The sequence below is a fragment of the Micromonospora sp. L32 genome (assembly GCF_052068055.1).
Taxonomy (GTDB): domain Bacteria; phylum Actinomycetota; class Actinomycetes; order Mycobacteriales; family Micromonosporaceae; genus Micromonospora; species Micromonospora purpureochromogenes.
This window is the reverse complement of sequence record NZ_JBQHDD010000001.1, coordinates 827,967-848,927: the sequence shown is the minus strand read 5'-3', so window position 1 is coordinate 848,927 and position 20,961 is coordinate 827,967. Positions and strand designations below refer to the sequence as shown.

19 protein-coding genes and 1 pseudogene are annotated in these 20,961 nt (G+C 74.6%); 9 read left to right on the top strand and 11 right to left on the bottom strand.

The features are described 5' to 3' along the window. Window positions 1–753 precede the first annotated feature (753 nt). A complete protein-coding gene (locus ACTMTB_RS04165) occupies window positions 754–2,448 on the top strand; it encodes a glycosyltransferase family 39 protein (protein WP_441142646.1) in 1,695 nt (564 codons plus the stop codon). Here the strand turns inward: ACTMTB_RS04165 and ACTMTB_RS04160 are convergent. After that, the gene (locus ACTMTB_RS04160) at window positions 2,445–3,980 is read right to left on the bottom strand and encodes a sensor histidine kinase (RefSeq protein WP_441142497.1); all 1,536 of its coding nucleotides are present in this window, start codon (window positions 3,978–3,980) and stop codon (window positions 2,445–2,447) included. The two genes, ACTMTB_RS04165 and ACTMTB_RS04160, sit on opposite strands and share 4 nt — an antisense overlap. A gap of 25 nt (window positions 3,981–4,005) precedes the next feature. Next, window positions 4,006–5,037, bottom strand: coding sequence for an SIS domain-containing protein (locus ACTMTB_RS04155; RefSeq protein WP_334569410.1), 1,032 nt, complete (start codon window positions 5,035–5,037; stop codon window positions 4,006–4,008). 183 nt (window positions 5,038–5,220) lie between these two features. Here ACTMTB_RS04155 and ACTMTB_RS04150 point away from each other — a divergent pair, with 183 nt between their 5' ends. Then, window positions 5,221–7,056 carry a tetratricopeptide repeat protein gene (locus ACTMTB_RS04150; RefSeq protein WP_441142496.1) on the top strand — a complete coding sequence of 612 codons (1,836 nt, stop codon included), beginning with the start codon at window positions 5,221–5,223 and terminating at the stop codon, window positions 7,054–7,056. A gap of 138 nt (window positions 7,057–7,194) precedes the next feature. On the opposite strand, the gene ACTMTB_RS04145 is transcribed toward ACTMTB_RS04150, so the two are convergent. Further along, entirely contained in the window at window positions 7,195–8,781 is a 1,587-nt protein-coding gene (locus tag ACTMTB_RS04145) for an MDR family MFS transporter (RefSeq protein WP_441142495.1), read from the bottom strand. A gap of 106 nt (window positions 8,782–8,887) precedes the next feature. Here ACTMTB_RS04145 and ACTMTB_RS04140 point away from each other — a divergent pair, with 106 nt between their 5' ends. Further along, complete coding sequence (locus ACTMTB_RS04140; RefSeq protein ID WP_441142494.1) at window positions 8,888–9,481, top strand: TetR/AcrR family transcriptional regulator; 594 nt, start codon at window positions 8,888–8,890, stop codon at window positions 9,479–9,481. Here ACTMTB_RS04140 and ACTMTB_RS04135 read toward each other — a convergent pair. Both ACTMTB_RS04135 and ACTMTB_RS04130 read right to left on the bottom strand, forming a co-directional pair. Continuing rightward, window positions 9,472–9,984: a GNAT family N-acetyltransferase gene (locus ACTMTB_RS04135; RefSeq protein WP_441142493.1), complete on the bottom strand. Its 513-nt coding sequence runs from the start codon at window positions 9,982–9,984 to the stop codon at window positions 9,472–9,474. The two genes, ACTMTB_RS04140 and ACTMTB_RS04135, sit on opposite strands and share 10 nt — an antisense overlap. After that, window positions 9,981–10,196, bottom strand: a complete 216-nt coding sequence (locus tag ACTMTB_RS04130; protein ID WP_088973021.1) for a biotin/lipoyl-binding carrier protein — start codon at window positions 10,194–10,196, stop codon at window positions 9,981–9,983. The genes ACTMTB_RS04135 and ACTMTB_RS04130 overlap by 4 nt, the downstream gene beginning before the upstream one ends. Before the next feature lie 248 nt (window positions 10,197–10,444). On the opposite strand from ACTMTB_RS04130, the gene ACTMTB_RS04125 reads away from it, so the two are divergent. Then, window positions 10,445–10,519, top strand: a complete 75-nt coding sequence (locus tag ACTMTB_RS04125; RefSeq protein WP_407940601.1) for a 50S ribosomal protein bL37 — start codon at window positions 10,445–10,447, stop codon at window positions 10,517–10,519. Window positions 10,520–10,629: 110 nt separating this feature from the next. Here ACTMTB_RS04125 and rsrA read toward each other — a convergent pair whose 3' ends face one another. The 5 genes from rsrA to ACTMTB_RS04100 form a co-directional block, all read right to left on the bottom strand. Further along, a complete protein-coding gene (gene rsrA / locus ACTMTB_RS04120) occupies window positions 10,630–10,917 on the bottom strand; it encodes a mycothiol system anti-sigma-R factor (protein WP_441142492.1) in 288 nt (95 codons plus the stop codon). 1 nt (window position 10,918) lies between these two features. Beyond that, complete coding sequence (locus tag ACTMTB_RS04115) at window positions 10,919–11,737, bottom strand: sigma-70 family RNA polymerase sigma factor (RefSeq protein WP_357617859.1); 819 nt, start codon at window positions 11,735–11,737, stop codon at window positions 10,919–10,921. A gap of 238 nt (window positions 11,738–11,975) precedes the next feature. Then, window positions 11,976–12,590 carry an alpha/beta hydrolase family protein gene (locus ACTMTB_RS04110; protein WP_441142491.1) on the bottom strand — a complete coding sequence of 205 codons (615 nt, stop codon included), beginning with the start codon at window positions 12,588–12,590 and terminating at the stop codon, window positions 11,976–11,978. A 120-nt stretch (window positions 12,591–12,710) separates the two neighbouring features. After that, window positions 12,711–13,103: a WhiB family transcriptional regulator gene (locus tag ACTMTB_RS04105; protein ID WP_088979381.1), complete on the bottom strand. Its 393-nt coding sequence runs from the start codon at window positions 13,101–13,103 to the stop codon at window positions 12,711–12,713. A gap of 200 nt (window positions 13,104–13,303) precedes the next feature. Continuing rightward, window positions 13,304–14,002: an SOS response-associated peptidase gene (locus ACTMTB_RS04100; RefSeq protein ID WP_441142490.1), complete on the bottom strand. Its 699-nt coding sequence runs from the start codon at window positions 14,000–14,002 to the stop codon at window positions 13,304–13,306. A 102-nt stretch (window positions 14,003–14,104) separates the two neighbouring features. Here ACTMTB_RS04100 and aroA point away from each other — a divergent pair, with 102 nt between their 5' ends. From aroA to ACTMTB_RS04080, 4 genes and pseudogenes are all read left to right on the top strand, one after another. Beyond that, entirely contained in the window at window positions 14,105–15,403 is a 1,299-nt protein-coding gene (aroA, locus tag ACTMTB_RS04095; RefSeq protein WP_441142489.1) for a 3-phosphoshikimate 1-carboxyvinyltransferase, read from the top strand. Between the two features lie 18 nt (window positions 15,404–15,421). Continuing rightward, window positions 15,422–16,507 (top strand): ribosome small subunit-dependent GTPase A, encoded by a 1,086-nt coding sequence (gene rsgA, locus ACTMTB_RS04090; protein WP_441142643.1) that lies wholly within the window; start codon window positions 15,422–15,424, stop codon window positions 16,505–16,507. Window positions 16,508–16,532: 25 nt separating this feature from the next. Then, entirely contained in the window at window positions 16,533–17,351 is an 819-nt protein-coding gene (hisN, locus tag ACTMTB_RS04085) for a histidinol-phosphatase (protein ID WP_441142488.1), read from the top strand. Window positions 17,352–17,411: 60 nt separating this feature from the next. Beyond that, window positions 17,412–18,325 (top strand): annotated as a pseudogene (locus tag ACTMTB_RS04080) (hypothetical protein). Here the strand turns inward: ACTMTB_RS04080 and ACTMTB_RS04075 are convergent. Continuing rightward, complete coding sequence (locus ACTMTB_RS04075) at window positions 18,283–19,482, bottom strand: glycosyltransferase (protein ID WP_441142487.1); 1,200 nt, start codon at window positions 19,480–19,482, stop codon at window positions 18,283–18,285. The pseudogene ACTMTB_RS04080 and the gene ACTMTB_RS04075 overlap by 43 nt on opposite strands. 461 nt (window positions 19,483–19,943) lie before the next feature. On the opposite strand from ACTMTB_RS04075, the gene ACTMTB_RS04070 reads away from it, so the two are divergent. Further along, window positions 19,944–20,945, top strand: a complete 1,002-nt coding sequence (locus ACTMTB_RS04070) for an SDR family oxidoreductase (RefSeq protein WP_441142486.1) — start codon at window positions 19,944–19,946, stop codon at window positions 20,943–20,945. The last annotated feature ends 16 nt before the right edge of the window (window positions 20,946–20,961 follow it).

The window sequence follows — 20,961 nt, the reverse complement described above, 5'->3', positions numbered from 1 at the left end:
CTTCGACCTCCGCGAATGGGTTGCCCGGGCAGGGTCCGCATCTGCCGGTGTTCCCTCACGCCCAGTGCTTCCTCACGCCCCGACGGTCTTTCAGGCCCGGTACTTCTTCCCGACGTCCTTCAGGCCCGCTGCTTCTTCACGCCCGGCCCTTCAGGCCCGGTGGTTCTTCAGGCCCGGTGGTTCTTCCGGCCCCGTGGTCTCCACGGCCCCTGCTGGTCGACACGGCCTCCCCCACTCCTCGGGCGGCCCCTGATCGGCTCGGGTCCCTGCCATCACCTGCCCTGCGCCGGCCCTTTCGAGCTGATGTCGTGAACGAATCAACGGCCGCCCGCCGGATCCCTGCGGTCACGTCATCGCACCGGCCGAGTGAGGCCGGTCGGGGGCGGAGAAAGAGCGGCGCAGGCTGTTCGCAGCACTGCTGAATCGTCTACGACATCAGCTCGAAAGGGCCCGCACGAGGCATCCAGCCCGCTTCCCAGGGCCACCACCCGGCTTCCGCCCAAACCCTCCAAGGCCAGCACCAGGCGTCCGATCAAGCTACGTGGGGCCAACGCTGACATCCAGCCACGCTTCCCCAGGGCCAGCACCGGGCGTCCGGCGACGCTTCCCCAGGGCCAGCGACGGGCGGCCGGTCGAGCTGCGCGGGACAGCGGTGAAGCTCTGGCCGTGTTCGTGGGGATGGGCGGCACGGCGGCCGGGGCCGCTGTGGCAGCGTGGCCCGGCGCGGTGTGGGACGCTCGGCGCGTGGGCAGTATGTCCGGAAAGCGGCATGCGTTGGAGGGGTGGGCGCGGCTCGTCTGGGTGCCGCCCCTGCTGGCCACGCTGATCGTCGGGCTCTACGGCATCGGCCACGCCCAGCCCTGGCGGGACGAGCTGGCCACCTGGAGTGCCGTCACCCGCCCGCTGGGCGACCTGCTCCGGCTCACCGGCACCGTGGATGCCGCTACCGGGCCGTACTACGTGCTCATGCACGGCTGGGTCCGGATCTTCGGGGACTCGGCGACGGCGCTGCGGCTGCCCTCGGCGCTGGCCATGGCCGGGGCGGCCGGGCTCACCGCCGTACTCGGCAGGTGGCTGCTGGGGACGCGGGCCGGCCTGCTCGCCGGCCTGCTCTTCGCGGTCCTTCCCGGCACCTCCCGGTACGCCCAGGAGGCCCGCCCCTACGCGTTGGCCAGCCTCTTCGCGGTGCTGGCCACCCTGCTGCTGGTCGCGGCGCTGCGCCGGCCCGCGTGGACCCGCTGGGCCGGGTACGCGACGGCGGTCGCCGCGCTCGGCCTGACCCACCTGCTGGCGCTCACCCTGCTGGCCGCGCACGCCGCGGTGGTGCTGGTCGCCTGGTGGCGCGGCCCCACGGCGGCCGGCCTCGCCCCACCGCCCGCACCGGCGGCCGGACTCAACCCGCCACCCGCCAACCCGGCGGACCGAGAGCCGACTGCCGACCTACCCGCCCCGGCACACGACCGGAACGGGACGGCGGACCGCCGGAACGGAACGGCCGATCCGGACGGGCGGTTGCCGGTGCGCTGGATGCTCGCCGTGCTGCCGGCGCTCGCGCTGCTCACCCCGCTGCTGCTCACCGCCCGTGGGCAGCGCTCCCGCCAGCTCGACTGGGTCGAACCGGCACGGCTGGCCGACCTGGCGGCGCTGCCGGGCGGGGTGGCGCAGAGCTCGGTGGTGGGCGGCCTGCTGGTCGGGCTGGCCGCCCTCGGCGCGGTCCTGGCTGGTCGCCGGGCGCTGCTGCCCGGGCTCTGCGTGCTCCTGCCGGTGCTGCTGGTCTTCGTCGGCGCGCTGGTGGTGGCCCTCTGGGTGCCCCGCTACCTGGTCTTCACCGTGCCCTTCGCGAGCGTGCTCGCCGGCGCGGCGCTGGCCAGCGCACCGACAGCCGACCCGCCGGCAGACCAGCGCGGGCCGGATGCGTCGGCCCGGGCCACGGCCGCCGGCCCAGCGGCGTCGGCGTCGGCTTCGGCGGCATGGGCGTCGGGGGCGCTCGCGGTCGTGGTGCTCGCCGGGCTGCTCGGCCTGCCCGACCAGGCGGCGCTGCGGCGGACGCACGGCTGGCCGCGCAGCGCGACCGTCGACTACCGGGGGGCGGCGTGGATCGTCGCGGCCGGCCAGCAGCCCGGCGACGCGGTCGTCGTCCACCCCCGGGACGGCTGGCTCTTCCTCGACCTCGGGCTGACGTACCACCTGGGCGGGGCGCGGCCGCGCGACGTGCTGGTGGTACGCGACCAACGGCAGCGCGCGGACCTCTGGGCCACCGAGTGCGCCCGGCCGGCCGAGTGCCTGGCCGGGGTGCGGCGGGTGTGGCTGGTGGTCGCCGGCCGGCGACCCGATCCGCTGGCGGCGGTGCCCGGCGCCAAGGGGGACGCGCTGCGGGCGGGCTTCACCGTCGGTCAGGTGTGGCAGCGGCCCGGTGTCACCGTCGCTCTGCTCACCGCGCGCGGCTAGCCGCGCTCTCCCCGCGCCAGCGGCACGACCAGCACGGCCTCGGTGCCGCCGGCCGCGCCGGGGCGCAGCTCGATGCTGCCGCGCAGCTCCCCGGTGACGAGCGCCCGGACGATCTGCAGGCCCAGCCGGCCACCGCGCTCGGGGTCGAACTCGGCCGGCAGGCCGCGCCCGTTGTCGGCGACCGAGACGTGCAACTGCTTGCGGAACCGGTGCGCGGTGACCACCACCTGCGGCGCGGCGCCGCCCTCCGGGCCGGCGACGCCGTCCTCACCGGCCGGCGGGAAGCCGTGCTCGACGGCGTTGAGCAGCAGCTCGTTGAGGACCATCACCAGCGAGGTGGCGATCTCGGCCGGCAGGACGCCGAAGCTGCCCTTGCGGCGCATGCCGACGCTCACCTCGGTCGCCGCGACCTCGGTGGCCGCGCTGGCCACCCGATCGACGATCCCGTCGAACTCGACCGCCTCGTCGCTGGACATGGAGAGCGTCTCGTGGACGAGGGCGATCGAGGCGACCCGGCGTACCGATTCCTCCAGCGCCACCCGGGCCTCGGGCATGGACACCCGGCGGGCCTGGAGGCGCAGCAGCGCGGCGACGGTCTGGAGGTTGTTCTTCACCCGGTGGTGGATCTCCCGGATGGTGGCGTCCTTGGTGATCAGCGCCCGGTCGCGGCGGCGTACCTCGGTGATGTCGCGGACCAGCACCAGCGCGCCGATCGGCACGCCGGCCGGCATCAGCGGCAGCGACCGGGTGAGCATGGTGGCGCCCCGGGCGTCGATCTCCCGCCGGGGCGGGGCCTCGCCGCGCAGCGCGGCGAGCACGCCGTTGGCCGCGTCGGTCCCCTCCAGCGGGTCGCTGGCCAGCCGCCGGTGCAGCTTGGCCAGGTCCTCCCCGACCAGGTGGGAGGCGTAGCCCAGCCGCCGGTACGCCGACTGCGCGTTCGGGCTGGCGTAGGTGACCTTGCCGTTGGCGTCCAGCCGGACCAGGCCGTCGCCGACCCGCGGTGCCGAGGTGGTCTCGCCCGGGTGCCGGGGCGGCGGGAAGGTGCCGTCGGCGGTCATCTGGGCCAGGTCGTCGGCGGTGGTGAGGTAGTTCAGCTCGAGCTGGCTGGGCGTACGGGCGGTGGAGAGGTTGGTGTCCCGGCCCACCACGGCGACCACCTCACCGGACTCGCCGTCGACGGTGCGCAGCCGGACCGGGATCGCCTCGTGCCGGGCGGGCACGTCGCCGTACCAGACCGGGTCGCCCTCCCGCCAGATCCGGCCCTGCCGGTAGGCGACCTCCAGGTGCGCCACCTCCGGCCCGCCCACGATCCGCCCCACCTGGTCGTCGAGGTACGCGGTGGGGGCGGTCGTCGGGCGGACCTGGGCGACGCAGAGGAACGTCCCGTCGCCGTCCACCGGCACCCACAGCAGCAGATCGGCGAAGGAGAGGTCGGACAGCAGCTGCCAGTCCCCCGCGATCCGGTGCAGGTGGTCGATGTCGGCCGGCCGGAGCTGGGTGTGCTCCTCGGCGAGGTCGCGCAGCGTGGACACGAGACACAGCGTGCCACGCCGGGCCTCACCTCGTCGCGGTGACCTTCTTCAGCCCGCGCGGGGCGTCCGGGTCCTCGCCCCGGGCCAGCGCCAGCGACAGCGCCAGCCGTTGCAGGGGCAGGATGTCCAGCAGCGGGGCGTACCGCTCGTCGACCTCGGGCACGGCCATCCGGGTGGCCCCCTCGACCTCGGCGGAGCCGACCACCACCACGTCGGCGCGGCGTTCGCCGAGCCGGGGCAGCACCTCCTCCATCGACCGGCCGCCGGGGCCGGAGCCGACCACGGCCAGCACCGGCACGTCCGGGTCGGTCATCGCCAGCGGGCCGTGCAGCAGGTCGGCGCCGGAGAAGGCGAGCGCGGGCAGGTAGGAGGTCTCCATCAGCTTCAGGGCGGCCTCCCGGGCGGTCGGGTACGCGTACCCCCGGCCGGTGGTGACGAGCTGGCCGGCGAAGCGGTAGCGGGGCGCGAGCTGGGCCGGGGTGGGGTCGGTCAGGGTGCGCTCGGCCAGCCCGGGCAGGGCGTCCAGCGCGGCCCGCTCGTCGGCGGGGAGCACCCCGTCGCCGGCCCGGACGCCCTCGACCAGCATCAGCAGGGCCAGCAGCTCGGCGGTGTACGTCTTGGTGGCGGCGACCGCCCGCTCGTGCCCGGCGGCGATGTCGACGGAGAGTTCGGCGGTCTCGGCCAGCGGCGAGCCGGGGGCGTTGGTGACCGCCAGGGTGAGCGCCCCGGCGTCGCGGGCGGCACGCAGCACCTCGGTGAGGTCGGGCGACCCGCCGCTCTGGCTGACCCCGACGACCAGGGCGTCGGAGAGGTCGGGGCGGGCCCCGTAGAGGGTGACCACGCTCGGCGAGGCGAGCCCGGCCGGCAGACCGAGCCGGATCTCGGTCAGGTACGCCCCGTAGAGCGCGGCGTGGTCGGAGGTGCCCCGGGCGGTGAAGACCACGTGCCGGGGCCGCCGCTGCGCGATCACCGCCGCGACGCGGGCGATCGCCCCGGCGTGCTCGGCGGTGAGCAACCGGGCGTAGCCGGCCGGCTGCTCGTCGATGTCGGCGGCCATCCCGGCCCCTGGACGCGTCACGGAAGCTCCTCCCACTGCGCGATTGCCGCGCGTTTCATGCTCAGTCTTGCACCATTGCTCGCGTCTGATCAATCGTACGAGCAGGAATGCGCAGTGGATCACCAGATCGGCGCGCCATCCCCTAGGCTTGCCCAGCCCTGGAACTGCGAGCGAGAGGCCGACGTGTCGGAGGGACCTGACGAACCCGTGCTGTCCGCCGCGGAGGAGCTCGCGCTGGCCCGGCTGGCGCTCGACGAGGGTGACCTGCCGCACGCCGCCGGTCACCTCGCCGCCGCCATCGTCCAGGCCCCGACCCTGCCCGAGGTGCACGAGACGCTGGCCCGCATCGCCGCGGCCTCCGGCAACGACCTGGAGCTCTTCCCGCTCGGCCAGCGGGTCTTCGTCGGCGCGGTGGTGGCCCGGGCCCATCTGCTCGCCGCCGCCGGGCGCCCGGCCGAGGGGCTCGACCTGCTGGTCGCCGCCACCGGGCACGCACCCGGGGTCGACTGGGCCGGCGTGCCCTGGGTGAGCGCCCCCGAGCTGGCGCGACGGCTCGACCCGGAACGCGCCGCCCGGATCCTGATGCAGGTCTGCGCCGCCGTGCCCGACCCGGTGCCCCGGGCCGGCCGGCCGCCGCTGCTGCCGTACCTCACCCTCGCTCGCAACGCGGTGGCCGCGCATCCGCGCCACGCGCTGCTGCTGGGCGCGGCGTCCGCGCTGGCCCGGCGCCTCGGCGAGGTCGCCCTCGCGGTCACCTGGGCCAGCCGCGGGGTACGCGTGGAGCCGTCCAAGCTCGGCGAGGTCTGGCTCGGGTACGCGTACCGCAGCGCGGGCCGGACCCGGGACGCCCTGGCCGCCCTGGAACGGGCCGTCGACCACGATCCCGACGACCTCGCCGTGTACGCGGACATCGCCGGCACCCTGGCCGACACCGGCCGGCTGGACGCGGCGCTGGAGTGGATCGACCGGGCGCTGGCCCGCGACCCCACGTTCGACTGTGCCGTGCACACCGCGCACCGGCTGCGCTACCTGCGCGACGGGGACGTGGCGCACCTGGTCGCCCTCGCCGACTTCGTCCGGGACCATCCCGACGACAGCCACGAGCACGGCGACCTGGCCGAGTGCTGCCGGGGCCGGCCCTGGCTCGGGCAGGTCACCCCGGCGGCCGGCGCGATGGTCGACGCGCTCCGCCGCGCCCTGGCCGCCGACGGCACGCCCGGCGCCTCGGTACGGCTGGCCGCCGTCGAGCCGCCGAGCGCGATGCGTACCGTGGCGGCGGCCGTGCCGGGCCTGGACGTCGAGGTCACCGGCGTGGCCGACCCGGACCCGCGGGAGCCCCGCCGGGCCACCACCTGCCAGCTCTGGCGCTACGACGGCAGCACCGCCGCGCCCACCCTGCCGGTCCCCTCCGCCGACGCGGCGGACCGGGTCCGCCACCTGGCGCATCCCGCCTGGCCCCACCCGCCGGCCGCGTACGACGCCGCAGTGGGGCTGGCCACCCTGGAGCTGGGCGACCTGCTGGGGCTGCTGGTGCATCCGCCCGAGGCGCCCGCGACCGCGCTGGGGCGGGTGCTGACCGGGCAGGACCCGTCGCTCTGGGTGCGGTGCGTGCAGGTCTGGGCCTGCCTCGGCCTGCTGCACCACCGCACCGACGAGCCGTGGGCGGAGTCGACCCGGCGCCGGGTGCTGGTCGAGCTGGTCTGGGGTGTGGAGGACTGGATCACCGAGGCGGCGCTGTTCGCCCTGGTCACCGCCGCCTGGGTCGACCCCGCGGTACGCCCCGACGTGGCCCGGGTCGTCGCCGAGCGGCTCGCGGACGCGGCGGAGGTGGCCCGGGACCGGCCGGTGCCGATCGCCACCTCGCTGGCCCACCTGGCGCTGGCCACCCCGGCCCTGGACGAGGCGACCACCGCGCTGGCCGACCGGATCGTCGCCGCCGCGACGGCGCCACCGCCCCGCCGTCCGGGCCTGCTGGCCCGCCTCCGCGCCCTCCTGTCCCGCGCCCTCCGCCGCCCCTGACCCCGCCCGACCGAGCGCCACCCCCGCTCGCGGTTTGCGGCGTGTCGCGGTGTCCGGTCGCCGGGACACCGCGACACGCCGCAAACGGGGTCGATCATGCCCCCGGGGAGGGGACGACGCGGCCGCGACGGAGCCGGGTCAGGCCACCGGGGCCTTGCCGAGGGCGGTCTCGGCCTGCTCCTCGGGCGTCGCCCCGGCCGGGGCGTCGTTGGACGACCGCAGCGGGACCTCCTTGATGAACCAGGCGAGCACCGGCACGACGACGGTGAAGAGGACCGCCCAGAGGAACACGTGGGAGATCGCGCCGGAGAGGCCGCCGAGCACCAACTCGCGCGCCTGGGCCGGCAGCTCCTTGAGCTTCGCCAGGTCCATCCCCTGTCCCTCGCCGGCACCGCCGCTGAACGCGCTGCCGGCCGCGGAGTCGGCCAGCCGGTTGGCGAAGATGGCGCCGAAGAGCGAGATGCCGAACGAGCCGCCGATGGAGCGGAAGAAGGTGGCCGCGCCGCTGGCCGCGCCGAGGTCCTTCTGCTCGACGCTGTTCTGCGCGATCAGCATCGAGGTCTGCATCAGGAAGCCCATGCCGACGCCGAGCACGACCATGTAGAGCGAGGACTCGACCTTGCCGGTGCCCACGTCGAGGCGGCTGAGCAGGAGCATGCCGGCGGTCATCACCACGCCGCCGACGATCGGGAACATCCGGTACCGGCCGGTCTTGGTGATCGCCCGGCCGACCACCAGCGAGACCACCAGCATGCCGAACATCAGCGGGAGCAGCAGCAGGCCGCTGTTGGTGGCCGAGGCGCCCTGCACGGTCTGCTGGTAGAGCGGCAGGAAGTTCATCGCGCCGAACATCGCGAAGCCGAGCAGGAAGCCGATCACCGAGATCAGCGCGAAGTTGCGGTTGGCGAAGAGCCCCAGCGGCAGGATCGGCTCGGGAACCCGGCGCTCGACGAGGCCGAAGGCGACCAGCGCCACCACGGCGAGCACCGCCAGGCCGAGGATCTGCGGGGAGACCCAGTCGTACTCGTTGCCACCCCAGGTGGTGAGCAGGACGATCGCGGTGATGCCGACCGAGAGCAGGGCGGCGCCCAGCCAGTCGATCTTGTGCTCGGTCCGGTACTTCGGCAGGTGCATGGTGGTGGCCAGCACCAGCAGCGCGACCCCACCCAGCGGCAGGTTGACGTAGAACGCCCAGCGCCAGGAGAGGTTGTCGGTGATGAAGCCGCCGACCAGCGGGCCGGCCACCATGGCGATGGCCATGATGCCGGCGATCATGCCCTGGTAGCGGCCGCGCTCGCGGGGCGGCACCAGGTCACCGATGATCGCCATCACGCCGACCATCAGGCCACCCGCGCCCAGGCCCTGCACCGCGCGGAACGCGATCAGCTCGACCATGCCGTCGCCGGGGCCGCCGAGCATGTCCGAGCCGGCCATCCCGCAGAGCGCCGAGCCGACCAGGAAGACGACCACCGAGGTCAGGAAGACCGCCTTGCGCCCGTACAGGTCGCCGAGCTTGCCCCAGATCGGGGTGGAGACGGTCGTGCCCAGGACGTACGCGGTGACGACCCAGGTGAAGTGGTCGACGCCGCCGAACTCGCCGACGATCCGCGGCAGCGCGGTGCTGACGATCATGTTGTCGAGCATCGCGAGCATCATCGCGATCATCAGGCCGAACAGCACGACCCTGACGTTGGGTCTCGCCGCCGTCTGGCTTTCCTGACTCATGGGTAAGCTCCCCCGGAGAAGTGTCGCACTTACTTGCCGCCCGGCTAGTTACCTTACTAGCCGCACGGTAAGTTGGACAGCGAGAGACCGTCAAGCGAGTTGGGTGGTGCAGGTGAGGGAGAGCACAGGCGGCACGCGTGAGCGTATCCAGGCCGTCGCGCTGGAGCTCTTCACCGAGCAGGGGTACGAGCGGACCTCGCTGCGCGAGATCGCCGAGCGGCTCAACGTCACCAAGGCGGCGCTGTACTACCACTTCAAGAGCAAGGACGAGATCGTCAACAGCCTGGTCGAGGACCGCGTGCGGCGGATCGACGAGCTGATCGCCTGGGCCCGGTCGCAGCCGCCCACCCGGGATACCCGGCGGGCGCTGCTGAACAGGTACGCCGACATGATGTTCGCCAGCGAGCAGCCCTCGGTGATGCGGTTCTTCGAGCAGAACCAGACCGTGTTGAAGAGCCTCTCGGCCGGCATGCAGATGCGTGAGCGGATGCTGGGCCTCGCCGACCAGCTGTGCCAGGGCGACAAGTCACCCGCCGCCCAGCTGCGCGCGACCCTGACCCTCTTCGCGGTGCACAGCAGCTGGTTCGCCGTGCGCGCCCCGCACATCACCGACCAGGAGCGCAAGGAGATCGCGCTGGAGGTCGCCGACGAGCTGCTCGCCGGGATCGGTGAGCCGGAGCCGGACGCGACTCAGGACTGAGCGGTCAGCTCCAGCCGCAGGCCCAGCAGGTCCACCCCGGGCACCGGCGACCAGTCCTTCTCGCGCAGCCGGACGAAGCCCATCCGCTCGTAGAGCCGGTGCGCGGGCGCGGCGAACCCACCGCGTACGCAGATCACCACCGCCGTGCAGCCCAGCGCAGCGGCCCGGTCGACGCAGGCCCGGGCCAGCACCGCCCCGGTGCCCCGACCCTGGGCCGCCGGGTCCACGGCGAGCATGCGGAACTCCGCCTCGCCGGGACCGGAGAGCTCCGCGTACGGGCTGCCGGGCAGCACGAAGGTCACCGAGCCGAGCACCTCGCCGGTCGCCTCGTCCACGGCCACCAGCACCTCGCCGTGGGTCGCCCGGTGCGTCACGTCGGCGAGCACCTCGGCGTACCCGTGCTCGCCCTTGAGCTGCCCGTCCGCCTCGTACGCGGCCACCGTCAGCCGGGCGACCGCGGCGAAGTCGGCCGAGGTCGCCGGGCGGACCAGCAGGCCGGTCAATCGATCACCGCGATCAGGTCACCGTCCTGCACGACGTCGCCCTCGTTGACGGCGAGCTGCTTGACCACGCCGTCGGACTCGGCGACGACGGGGATCTCCATCTTCATCGACTCCAGGATCACGAGCGTGTCCCCCTCGGACACGGTGTCCCCGGCCGACGCGACGACCTTCCAGACGTTGGCCACCATCTCGGCACGGATCTCCTCGGCCATCTCCCGGCCCTCCCTCTCGCGATTGCCTGCCGACGTATCCAATCATGCGGCGGCACGCGATGGGCGGGGAGCGGGCGGCGCCACGTCCACGACCGGAAACGCCGCGCGCCCTCCCCGCCCCGGCGGACGATGGCGGATACCGGCCGCACTAGCATCAGCGGGTCGGACCCTGGCGCCGGGAGGACCGGTGCGTGCACCGGCGCCGAGGGTCGCCGCAGCAGGGATCCGCCCATCACGAGGAGGTCAGCATGGCGAAGAAGTCCCGTAGGAAGAAGGCCCGTAGGAAGAACGCCGCGAACCACGGCAAGCGCCCCAACTCCTGATCTCGCACGGCGGGACCCCGCCGTCGCGGTCAGCACCGCCGGCCCGAGGGCCGGACAGACCGGTGGCCCGGGTCGAATCGACCCGGGCCACCGTCGTGTTCCGCGTACGTTCAGTCGGCCAGTTCGCGCGACTCGGTCGTCTCGAAGACCACCAGCTCGGTCAGGCGGATCCGCAGCCGCTCGCGCAGCTGGTCGGGGGCGGCCTCGTTGCCGCAGCAGCGGGCGACGAGCGCCTTCACCTCCTGCTCGATGCCGTACTCGCGCAGGCAGTGCCCGCACTCGTCGAGGTGGTGGCGAATCAGGGTGCGCCGTTCCTCCGCGCACTCCAGGTCCAGGTAGAGGTAGACCTCCGCGAGTACCTCACGGCAGTCCGTCTCGTGCGGCTCTCCACAGCTCACGTCACACCTCCCGGCCGGCAGCGGCGGTCGAGCCCTTCGAGGACTGCGCGGCGCTGAAACCGCGCTCCGCGGCGTAGCGCTCGAGCAACTTCCGCAGATTACGTCGGCCCCGGTGCAGCCGGGACATCACGGTGCCGATCGGCGTGCCCATGATGTCGGCGACCTCCTTGTAGGAGAACCCCTCGACGTCGGTCAGGTAGACCGCCAGGCGGAACTCCTCCGGCAGCTGCTGGAGGGCCTCCTTGACGTCGCTGTCCGGCAGCCGGTCCAGCGCCTCGGTCTCGGCCGACCGCAGACCGCTGGAGGTGTGCGACTCGGCCTCGGCGAGCTGCCAGTCGGTGATCTCCTCGGTGGGCGCCTGGATGGGCTGGCGCTGCCGCTTGCGGTAGGTGTTGATGTAGGTGTTGGTCAGGATCCGGTAGAGCCAGGCCTTCAGGTTCGTGCCCTGCTCGAACTGGTGGAAGGCGGCGTACGCCTTCAGGTACGTCTCCTGGACCAGGTCCTCGGCATCCGCGGGGTTGCGTGTCATCCGCAACCCGGCAGCGTAGAGCTGGTCGACGAAGGGCATCGCGTCCCGCTCGAAGCGGGCCCTGCGCTCGTCCGTCTTCTCGGTGGTCAACCGCACATCCCCTCGCGTCGGATGCTTCCCCGCCGAGGATACGCGTACGGGCCTGCCGGCAGATTCGGTTCCGCCGGGTGTGCCCGCTCTCACCACCGCCGTGCCGCCCACCGTCGCGGGCCAGTCCGGTCCGCCCAGCAGCTGCCGGAGCTGCCGCGCTTCCCGTTCGTCCCGTTCCCGGCTCCGTGTCTCGGTCGGCACCGGTCACCCCCCTCGCCAGATGTGTCGCTCCGGTGGTGGTAACGCCCGGTCGGGGTCCGGACATTCCGCCAGCCGCCCCCGTTCCTGGTCCCGGCCTCGGAGGAGACCGACGCTGGGACCAGGAAGGGCCTGGGAGGACGGTGCCGTTCGCCCGGATCGGGCGGCCGGCACCATCCGATGCAACGACCCTGCGCCGCCCCGGTCACGCTCGTCGGGCGGGGCGGCCGCACGCCGTGGCTCAGGGCAGCGCCCAGCCCCGCTCGCGCAGCCAGGCGAGCACGGCGGTGGCCACGGCGGCCGGATCCTTGCGCAGGTCGTGACGCTCACCGGGGCGGACGACCACGCGGACCGAGGCGTCGGCCTCGGGCACGCCGAAGGGATCGCGGTCGCCGTTGACCACCAGGGTGGGCAGCCCGGTCAGCAGCTCGGCGGCGCGGGACCGCTCCGGCCGGCCCGGCGGGTGCAGCGGGAAGGCCAGCGCGACCACCCCGGCCGCACCCACGGCCGCCGCCGTACGACAGGCCACCCGGGCACCACTGGAACGCCCGCCGACCAGCAGCGGCACGTCCGGGTGCCGGGTACGCAGTCCGACGGCCACCGCCGTCCACGCCTCGTCGACGTGCCCGGCCGGTGCCGGCGCCCGCCGCCCGGCCACCCGGTACGGCTGGGTCACCCGCGCCACCGCCACCCCCGCGCCGACGGCCGCGTCCCGGACCGCGAGCAGGTCGGGGGCGTCCACGTCGCCACCCGCTCCGTGCCCGAGCACGAGCAGGGCGACCGGCGGGCCGGCCGGCAGGTCGGTCTCGACCCGGGCCGGGCCCCGTGGAGTGTCGATCTCGTCGCGGTGCGGCACCGGCCCATTCTGCGCCGTATGGCCGCCGGACACGGCGACCAGGCCGGCCGGGACGCCCGACGGTGGGGCGACCCCGGCCGGTTCAGTCGACGAGCGGTGCCGTGGCGTTCGGGTGCGGCCTCAGCTCAGCGGCACCAGCGTGAGCAGGCGGTCGCGCACCGGCGGGCCGGCGTCGTCCGCGGCGTCCGGATCCGGCTGCACCTCGCTGCGCCAGGCGACCAGCATGGCCCGCCGCTCGCGCGGCGTGGTGCCACCCCAGACACCGTGGCAGTCGCCGACCTCCAGCGCCCAGGCCAGGCACGAGCCCTGCACGTCGCAACTGCGGCAGAGCGCGACGGCGGCGTCGGCCGGCTCGTTGGGCGCCGGAAAGAATGTTTCCGGATCGACGCTCTGGCAGGTCCCTCTGGTCCGCCAGGCCTCGTCCTGGCGGCGTTCGCGCAACGCCCGCAACAGTCGCGGATCTCGTCGTGCGGCGGCCACCTCGTGCGGTCGGGGCATACGCGCCCGGGTCATCACACCCACCTCCCCCGTGGGACCGGCAAGATCGACGGGCATCGTTCGCACCGCGCGAAGACGCTCCCAGTGCCGGCGCTGTGTTCTATCGCACCCGTGCACACGGAGACAAGAGGATGTGCACAAAGATGACTGAAGATCCGAGCGAAATTTCGCCCGGAACTCTGGCAATTCGTACGCGACAATGTCGCGAATCGCGTTCAGAAAAGCGTCATTTCCCCCTCGACGCGCTCCTCGGGCAGCGGCACCCGCTCGATCAACCCCGGGCCGTCGTTGCGCACGTCGCCCACCGCCGGACCCACCGGCCGGATCTCCAGACCGGCGAGCCAGTCGACCGGCGGCGGGGCGAGCAGCGTCGCCGGGTCGTCGGCCGGCCCGAGCCAGGCCGCCCAGCGGTCGGCGGGCAGCAGCAGCGGCATCCGGTCGTGCACCTCGGCCAGCTTCCCCACCGCGGCGGTGGTGAGCACGCTGAAGGTGAGCAGCGACTCCCAGCGCGACCAGATGCCGGCGAACGCCAGCACGGAGCCGTCGCGGGGGGTCATGTAGTAGGGCTGCTTGCCGCCGGCGGGGCGGCGCACCCACTCGTACCAGCCGTCGGCGGGGACCAGGCAGCGCCGGCGGGCGAACGGGTCGGCGTACGCGCGACTGGTGGCGACCGTCTCGACCCGGGCGTTGATCATGCGGGCGGCGCCGGCCGCCGAACGGGACCAGTGCGGCACCAGGCCCCAGCGCCCCGCCGACAGCACCCGACCGGCCTCGGCGTCCATCCGCACGACCGGCACCGGGTCGGTCGGCGCGACGTTGTGGTCGGGCGCGAGCCGGCCCTCGGTGTCGTCGTACGACTCGAACAGCGCGCTCAGGTCACCGGCGCTCCGGGTCGTGGCGTACCTCCCGCACATGGCGCACACGCTAACGCCCCGCCGGCTTCCCGGCTGTCCCGCCAACCGGGAGTAGGACCAACGGCCGGCTCCACGGGCCGGCGAGCTTGGCAGAATGTAACCGTGGGGAATCCGACCGCGACCCGGCCGCAGCCGTGGACCGCACCGACCGCCAGCGATCCGGTTGCCGCGACGCTGCGCCTGCCCGGCTCCAAGTCGATGACCGCCCGGGCGCTGGTGCTCAGTGCCCTGGCCAGCGGTCCGTCGACCCTGCACGGGCCGCTGCGCGCGCGGGACACCGAGCTGATGGCCGCCGGGCTGCGGGCGATGGGCGCGCACATGTCGATCTCCGACGACGAGCGCTGGCTGGTCCGGCCGCACCGGCTGGTCGGTCCGGCCCACGTCGACGTCGGGCTGGCCGGCACGGTGATGCGCTTCGCGCCGCCGGTCGCCGGCCTGGCCGAGGGACGGGTCACCTTCGACGGCGACCCGCAGGCCCGGGTCCGCCCGCTCGGTCCGCTGATCGGCGCACTGCGCTCGCTCGGCGTACGCGTCGAGGCCCCGGCCGCCGGCAGCCTGCCGCTGACGGTGCAGGGCACCGGCCGGGTCGCCGGCGGCGAGGTGGTGATCGACGCCTCCGCCTCCAGCCAGCTCGTCTCCGGCCTGCTGCTCGCCGGCGCGCGTTTCGACCGGGGCGTGGTGGTGCGCCACCAGGGCCCGCCCGTCCCCTCCGCGCCCCACCTGCGGATGACCGTGCAGATGCTGCGGGCGGCCGGCGCCGCGGTCGACGACAGCGTCCCGGACGTCTGGGTGGTCGAGCCCGGCCCGCTGGCCGGGCGCGGCTGGGAGATCGAGCCGGACCTCTCCGGCGCGGTCCCGTTCTTCGCCGCCGCGCTGGTCACCGGCGGTGAGGTAACGTTGCAGGGCTGGCCGCGCAGCAGCGCGCAGCCGGTCGAGCAGCTCCGCTCGCTGCTGCACCGGATGGGCGGCGAGGTGACGCTCGGCACCGCCGGCCTGACCGTGCGCGGCACCGGCACGGTGCACGGGCTGGAGGCCGACCTCTCCGACGTCAGCGAGCTGACCCCGGCGCTGACCGCGCTGGCCATGCTGGCCGACTCCCCGTCCCGGTTCACCGGCATCGCGCACATCCGCGGCCACGAGACCGACCGGATCGCCGCCCTGGCCCGCGAGTTCACCTCGCTCGGCGCCGACCTGACCGAGTCCTCCGACGGGCTGGAGATCCGGCCCCGCCCGCTGCGCGGCGGCACCTTCCGCACCTACGCCGACCACCGGATGGCGCACGCCGCCGCGGTGGCCGGGCTGGCCGTCCCCGGTATCGAGGTGGACGACGTGGCGTGTACCTCCAAGACCATGCCCGAGTTCCCGGCACTATGGTCGGCAATGGTGACCGGCAAGAGCTGAGGCGTAGAGGGGGCGGTCCTGGCGACCAGACGGCGGGAGTACGACGAGGACGACGTACGGGTCCGGCCCGGAAAGTCCTCGCGTCCACGCACCCGTACCCGCCCCCGGCACGCCGACGCGGTCGACGGCTTCGTGATCGCCGTCGACCGGGGCCGCTACACCTGCGTGCTGGCCGGCGCCGACGCCGACGACACGGTGACCGCGATGCGGGCCCGGGAGCTGGGGCGCAAGTCGGTGGTGGTCGGCGACCGGGTGGGCCTGGTCGGGGACACCTCCGGGGCGGCCGGCGCGCTGGCCCGGATCGTCCGGATCGCCGAGCGGCGCTCGGTGCTGCGGCGGACCGCCGAGGACGACGCGACCACCGCCGAGGGTCGGCTGGAACGGGTCGTGGTCGCCAACGCCGACCAGTTGGTGATCGTCAGCGCGCTGGCCGACCCGCCGCCGCGCACCGGCTTCATCGACCGCTGCCTGGTGGCCGCGTACGACGCCGGCATCGAGCCGCTGCTCTGCCTAACCAAGGCCGACCTGGCCGGGCCCGAGCAGGTGCTCGGCTACTACACCGAGCTGGAACTGCCGTACGTGCTCGTCCGCCCGGACTCCGACCTCGACGCGCTGCGGTCGCTGCTCGCCGGCCGGGTCTCGGTCATGGTCGGGCACTCCGGGGTGGGCAAGTCGACGCTGGTCAACCGCCTGGTGCCGGACGCCGCCCGGGCTGTCGGCGTGGTCAGCGCGATCGGCCGGGGCCGGCACACCTCCACCAGCGCCGTGGCGCTGCGGCTGCCGCCCGCGCCGGGCGTCGACGGCGACCCCGGCTGGATCATCGACACCCCCGGGGTACGCAGCTTCGGGCTCGCCCACGTCTCGGCGGAGAGCCTGCTGCACGGCTTCGCCGACCTGGTCGAGGCGACGGTGGACTGCCCGCCGAACTGCCCGCACACCGCCGACGCGGCCGACTGCGCGCTGGACGCCTGGGTGGCCGCCGGCAAGGCCGATCCACGCCGGCTGGCGTCGTACCGTCGGCTGTTGTCCTCGCGGTCCGGGGAGGGTGACCCGCGCGGCGAGGCCGACCAGCGGAATCCGGGCGACCCGCTCGCCGGGTCCTGAACCGGGCGTGGCTACGGTTTCTCCCATGACCGGGTACGCCGACGACATCGCCCTCGCCCACCAGCTCGCGGACGCCGCCGACGCCATCTCCACGGCCCGCTTCCGGGCGCTCGACCTGCGGGTCGAGGCAAAGCCGGACCTCACCCCGGTCTCCGACGCGGACACCGCCGTGGAGCGGGAGATCCGCGCGCTGCTGGCCGACCGCCGTCCCGGCGACGGCCTGCTCGGCGAGGAGTACGGCGAGCAGCCCGCCGCCGGGCCCGGGGGTCGGCGCTGGGTGGTCGACCCGATCGACGGCACCAAGAACTTCGTCCGGGGCGTGCCGGTCTGGGCCACCCTGATCGCATTGCTGGAGGGGGACCGTCCCGTGGTCGGGCTGGTCTCCGCCCCGGCGCTGGGCCGCCGCTGGTGGGGCGCGCTCGGCGAGGGCGCGTACGCCGGGCCGGACGCCGCCTCCGGCACGCCGATCCGGGTCTCCGCCGTCGGCGACCTGGCCGACGCGAGCTTCTGCTACTCCTCGCTGGGCGGCTGGGAGGAGGCGGGTCGGCTGGACGCGATGCTCCAGCTCATGCGGGACACCTGGCGCAGCCGCGCGTACGGCGACTTCTACGGTTACATGCTGCTGGCCGAGGGCGCACTGGACGTCATGGTGGAGCCCGAGTTGTCACTCTGGGACGTCGCCGCGCTGGTGCCGGTGGTGACCGAGGCCGGGGGCGTGTTCACCGATCTGTCCGGCCGTGGAGTCCCTGCTGGGGATGGTTCCGGGGAGCACAGCGCCGTGGCCAGCAACGGCCTGCTGCACGCCGACATCCTCGCCCGGCTGGGTCGGCCAACCGCGCGCTGAACCCCGGGCACCCTCTATCCTCGCCAGGTGGTGTCCTCCGGTTGGTGCTTCCTCGCGGCCATGATCGTCGCGTACGGCTTCGCCAACATGCTGCAGTCGGTCGCCGCCGCCCGGACGACCGTGCACCACACCTTCGATCCGGGGCTGCTGCTGAAGCTGGCCGTGCACCGCACCTACCTGGTCGGTCTGCTCTGCCAGGTGGCCGGGTTCGTGCTGGCCTTCCTGGCCCGCCGGGACCTGCCGCTGTTCCTGGTGCAGGCCAGCGTGGCCGCCGGGCTGGGGGTCACCGCCGTGCTGGGCGTGGTGGTGCTCAAGTGGCGGCTGCCGAAGGCGGAGGTGGCCCTGCTGGTGCTGCTCTTCGGCGGGATCACCGCGCTGGTGCTCTCCGCCCAGCCGGCACCGTCGAAGTCGCTCGGCACCGCCGGCCTGGTCGCTCTCGCCGTGGCGCTGGGCGGCATCGGGGTGCTCGGCTTCTTCGCCGTCCGCCTGCACGGGCCGCCCGGGTCGGTGGCGCTCGGCTCGCTGGCCGGGATGGCGTTCTCCGCCGCCGCGGTGGCCGCCCGCCCGCTGGCGTCCGCGCCGACGGCCGAGGCGTTCGTCCAGGACCCGCTGCTCTACCTGCTGATCGCCCACTCCCTGGTCGGGCAGCTGCTGCTCGGGCTGGCGATGCAGCGCGGCTCCACCACGGCCGCCGTCGCCGCGATGGACGCCGCCGGGGCGGTGCCCGCCGCGATAGTCGGCCTGCTCCTGCTCAACGACCGGATCTGGCCGGGCCGGGAGTGGCTGGCCGCGGTCGGCTTCCTGGTCACCCTCGCCGCGGTCATCGGGCTCACCCGGTACGCCGAACCACAGCACCACCATGCCGTCGTCCGGCGACGGGAACGGATCGCGGTCGGCGCCGGCTCCGGCCGACCACCGCTGTGACCGACGGTCAGGCCTCGACCGGCTTACGCCGGAGCACCACCCGCTCGTAGAGCCGCTCCAGGGCGCTGGCGGTGCGCTCCCAGGTGTAGCTGCACCGCACCCGGTCCACCGCCGCGTGCCCGTACGCGAACCGCCCGGCGTTGTCGGCCAGCAGCCGGCGCAGCGTCACGCCCAGCGTGCGGACGTCGCCCGGGGGCACCAGCCGCCCGGTGACCTCGTCGACCACGGCGTCGGCGATGCCGCCCATCGCGTACCCGACCACCGGTACGCCGCAGGCCATCGCCTCCAGCGACACCCGGCCGGCGGAGGAGTAGTGCGGGGTGCAGGCGACCACGTCGGCCGAGCGGTACCAGGTGGCCATCTGGTCGTGCGGTACCGCCCCGACCAGCTTCACCTGGTCGGCGACCCCGGTCCGCTCGGCCAGCTCGCGCAGCCGGCGGGCCTCGGCGTGGGTGGCCAGCTCCTCGGGCGGCGGGCCGCCGGCGATGACCAACTCGGCGTCGCCCACCAGGCGCATCGCCCGGATCAGGTCCTCCTGGCCGTGACCGGGCGACAGCCCGCCGACGGAGAGGATGCGGGCCCGCTGGTCGCGGGGGGCCGCCTCGCCGTCGGGGTGGAACCGCTCGATGTCCACCCCGGCGGGGACCATCGCCACCGACGTGCGTTGCAGGCCCATCCGGGTCAGTTCGTCCACCTCGTCGTTGCACTGCGCGACCGCGATGTCGACCGCACGGGTCAGCGCCCGCTCCAGCGGGATCCGCTCCCCCGGGCCGTCGTACTGCTGGCCGAGGTGGCGCAGCTGCTCGACGCCGAGGGAGTGGAAGGTCTGCACGACCGGGATGTCCGTCTCGCGGACCGCGTGGGCGGCGGCCAGGCCGCCGATCCAGTAGTGCCCGTGCACCACCTCGGGGGTCCACTCCGCGGCCCAGCGGTCGGCCAGCCACCGGCCGAACTCCGACACGTACGGCACCAGCTCGGCGGTGGGCGTGATCCGGGCCGGCCCGACGGGCACCCGTTCGAGGCGGTAGCCGTCCACCTCCACGGCCTCCGGCAGGGCGGGGTCGTCGCGGCGCTCGTAGACCCGTACGTCGTGGCCGCGCCCGGCCAGCTCGGCGGCGACCCGGGCGATGTGCTCGTGGGTGCCGACGGCGGGGGCGTCCGCATGCCGGGCCGAGCCGGCGTGCGCGCAGACGAGGCCGACGCGCATGGTCACCTCCATGCGATTCGTGAGGGATGGTCCTCCGGTCAGAGGGTCCCATTAACCCGGCCCCGGCGAGCCGAAACCTGGCAGATCGGGAGCAGTCGGAACGCCGCCGGCCGACCGTTGCAGGCACCCGACCAGCGAGCCGCCGGCAGGCCCCCGCCAACGGACTTTCCGCAGGTCCCACGCGATTTCGCGGGGGGTCCGGCCGGGTGAGCGGAGGCCGGTACCCGGCCGTTCGGGGTGATCGGTTTACGCCATCGTCCAGCGGGGTGTCCGGAAGGCCCGGAAGGCCGGGATCGCCGCCCCGGCACGCGCCGGCGCAGGACCCCCCGACCGCGGGCTCCCGGCGACCGCCGGGCGGCCGCCCCAGCCCTCGACCCCGGGCTCACGCGGGCCGCCCGACCCGGTGCCGATCCGTGCCCACCCGGCCGCATGACCCACTCTGGTCGGGGTACCGACGAAGAATGCCGCTAACCCGCAGTCTCTCGGACGCCGTCGTGGTGGTCACCGGCGCCTCGAGCGGCATCGGTACCGCCACGGCCTACGCGCTGGCCCGCCGGGGCGCGGACATCGTCCTCGCCGCCCGCAGCGAGCCCGCCCTGGAGGACGTCGCCCGGCGCTGCCGGGAGCTGGGCGGGCGGGCGCTGGCGGTGCCCACCGACGTGACCGACCCGGTGGCGGTCGAGGAACTGGCCGCCCGCACCGCGGCCGAGTACGGCCGGATCGACGGCTGGGTGAACAACGCGGCGGTCAGCGCGGTCGGGCTCTTCGACGAGATCCCGGTGTCGGAGTTCCGCCGGGTGCTGGAGGTCAACCTGCTGGGCGCCGCGTACGGCATCCGCGCCGCGCTGCCCTGGTTGAGCCTCTCCGGCGGCGGGGTCGTGGTCAACAACGCCTCGGTGCTGGCCGAGGTGGCGATGCCCTACCAGTCGGCGTACAACGCCACCAAGCACGGCATCCGCGGGCTGGCCGACACGGTCCGGCAGGAGCTGCGGGTCACCGGCCGGGGCAACATCTCGATCTGCACCGTGCTGCCGGCCACCATCGACACCCCGTTCTTCCGGCACGCCGGCAACCACACCGGGCGCGAGCTGGTCCCGCCGCCGCCGGTGTACCCGCCCGAGATGGTGGCCGAGACCATCGTCCGGCTGCTGCGCCGCCCGCGCCGGGAGGCGTACGCCGGCGGCGCGGCCCGGCTGATCGGCCTGCAGTGGCGGCTCGCGCCGGCGCTGGCCGAGCGGGCCCTCGGCTGGTACGCCCACCGGACGCAGTTCGGGCCGTCGGGCGCGGCGGACAGCACCGGCAACGTCTTCCGCGCTGACGCCGAGGCGCAGCGCGCGGGCGGCTGGCACGGCCGACGCCGGCAGGTGGTCCGGGTGACCGCCGCGTTCGGGCTGGCTGCCGCCGGGACCGCGGTCGGCACGATGGCCGCGATGACCCGCCGCTCCCGGGCGGAACGGCGATGACCGGCACGGAGCGGCC

What these genes read in the sequence shown, in the direction of transcription:
- ACTMTB_RS04165 (WP_441142646.1), top strand. Translation starts at nt 754, where the DNA reads ATGTCCGGAAAGCGGCATGCGTTGGAGGGGTGGGCGCGGCTCGTCTGG.
- ACTMTB_RS04155 (WP_334569410.1), bottom strand. Translation starts at nt 5,037, where the DNA reads ATGGCCGCCGACATCGACGAGCAGCCGGCCGGCTACGCCCGGTTGCTC.
- ACTMTB_RS04145 (WP_441142495.1), bottom strand. Translation starts at nt 8,781, where the DNA reads ATGAGTCAGGAAAGCCAGACGGCGGCGAGACCCAACGTCAGGGTCGTG.
- ACTMTB_RS04130 (WP_088973021.1), bottom strand. Translation starts at nt 10,196, where the DNA reads ATGGCCGAGGAGATCCGTGCCGAGATGGTGGCCAACGTCTGGAAGGTC.
- ACTMTB_RS04105 (WP_088979381.1), bottom strand. Translation starts at nt 13,103, where the DNA reads ATGACCCGGGCGCGTATGCCCCGACCGCACGAGGTGGCCGCCGCACGA.
- ACTMTB_RS04100 (WP_441142490.1), bottom strand. Translation starts at nt 14,002, where the DNA reads ATGTGCGGGAGGTACGCCACGACCCGGAGCGCCGGTGACCTGAGCGCG.
- hisN (WP_441142488.1), top strand. Translation starts at nt 16,533, where the DNA reads ATGACCGGGTACGCCGACGACATCGCCCTCGCCCACCAGCTCGCGGAC.
- ACTMTB_RS04075 (WP_441142487.1), bottom strand. Translation starts at nt 19,482, where the DNA reads ATGCGCGTCGGCCTCGTCTGCGCGCACGCCGGCTCGGCCCGGCATGCG.
- ACTMTB_RS04070 (WP_441142486.1), top strand. Translation starts at nt 19,944, where the DNA reads ATGCCGCTAACCCGCAGTCTCTCGGACGCCGTCGTGGTGGTCACCGGC.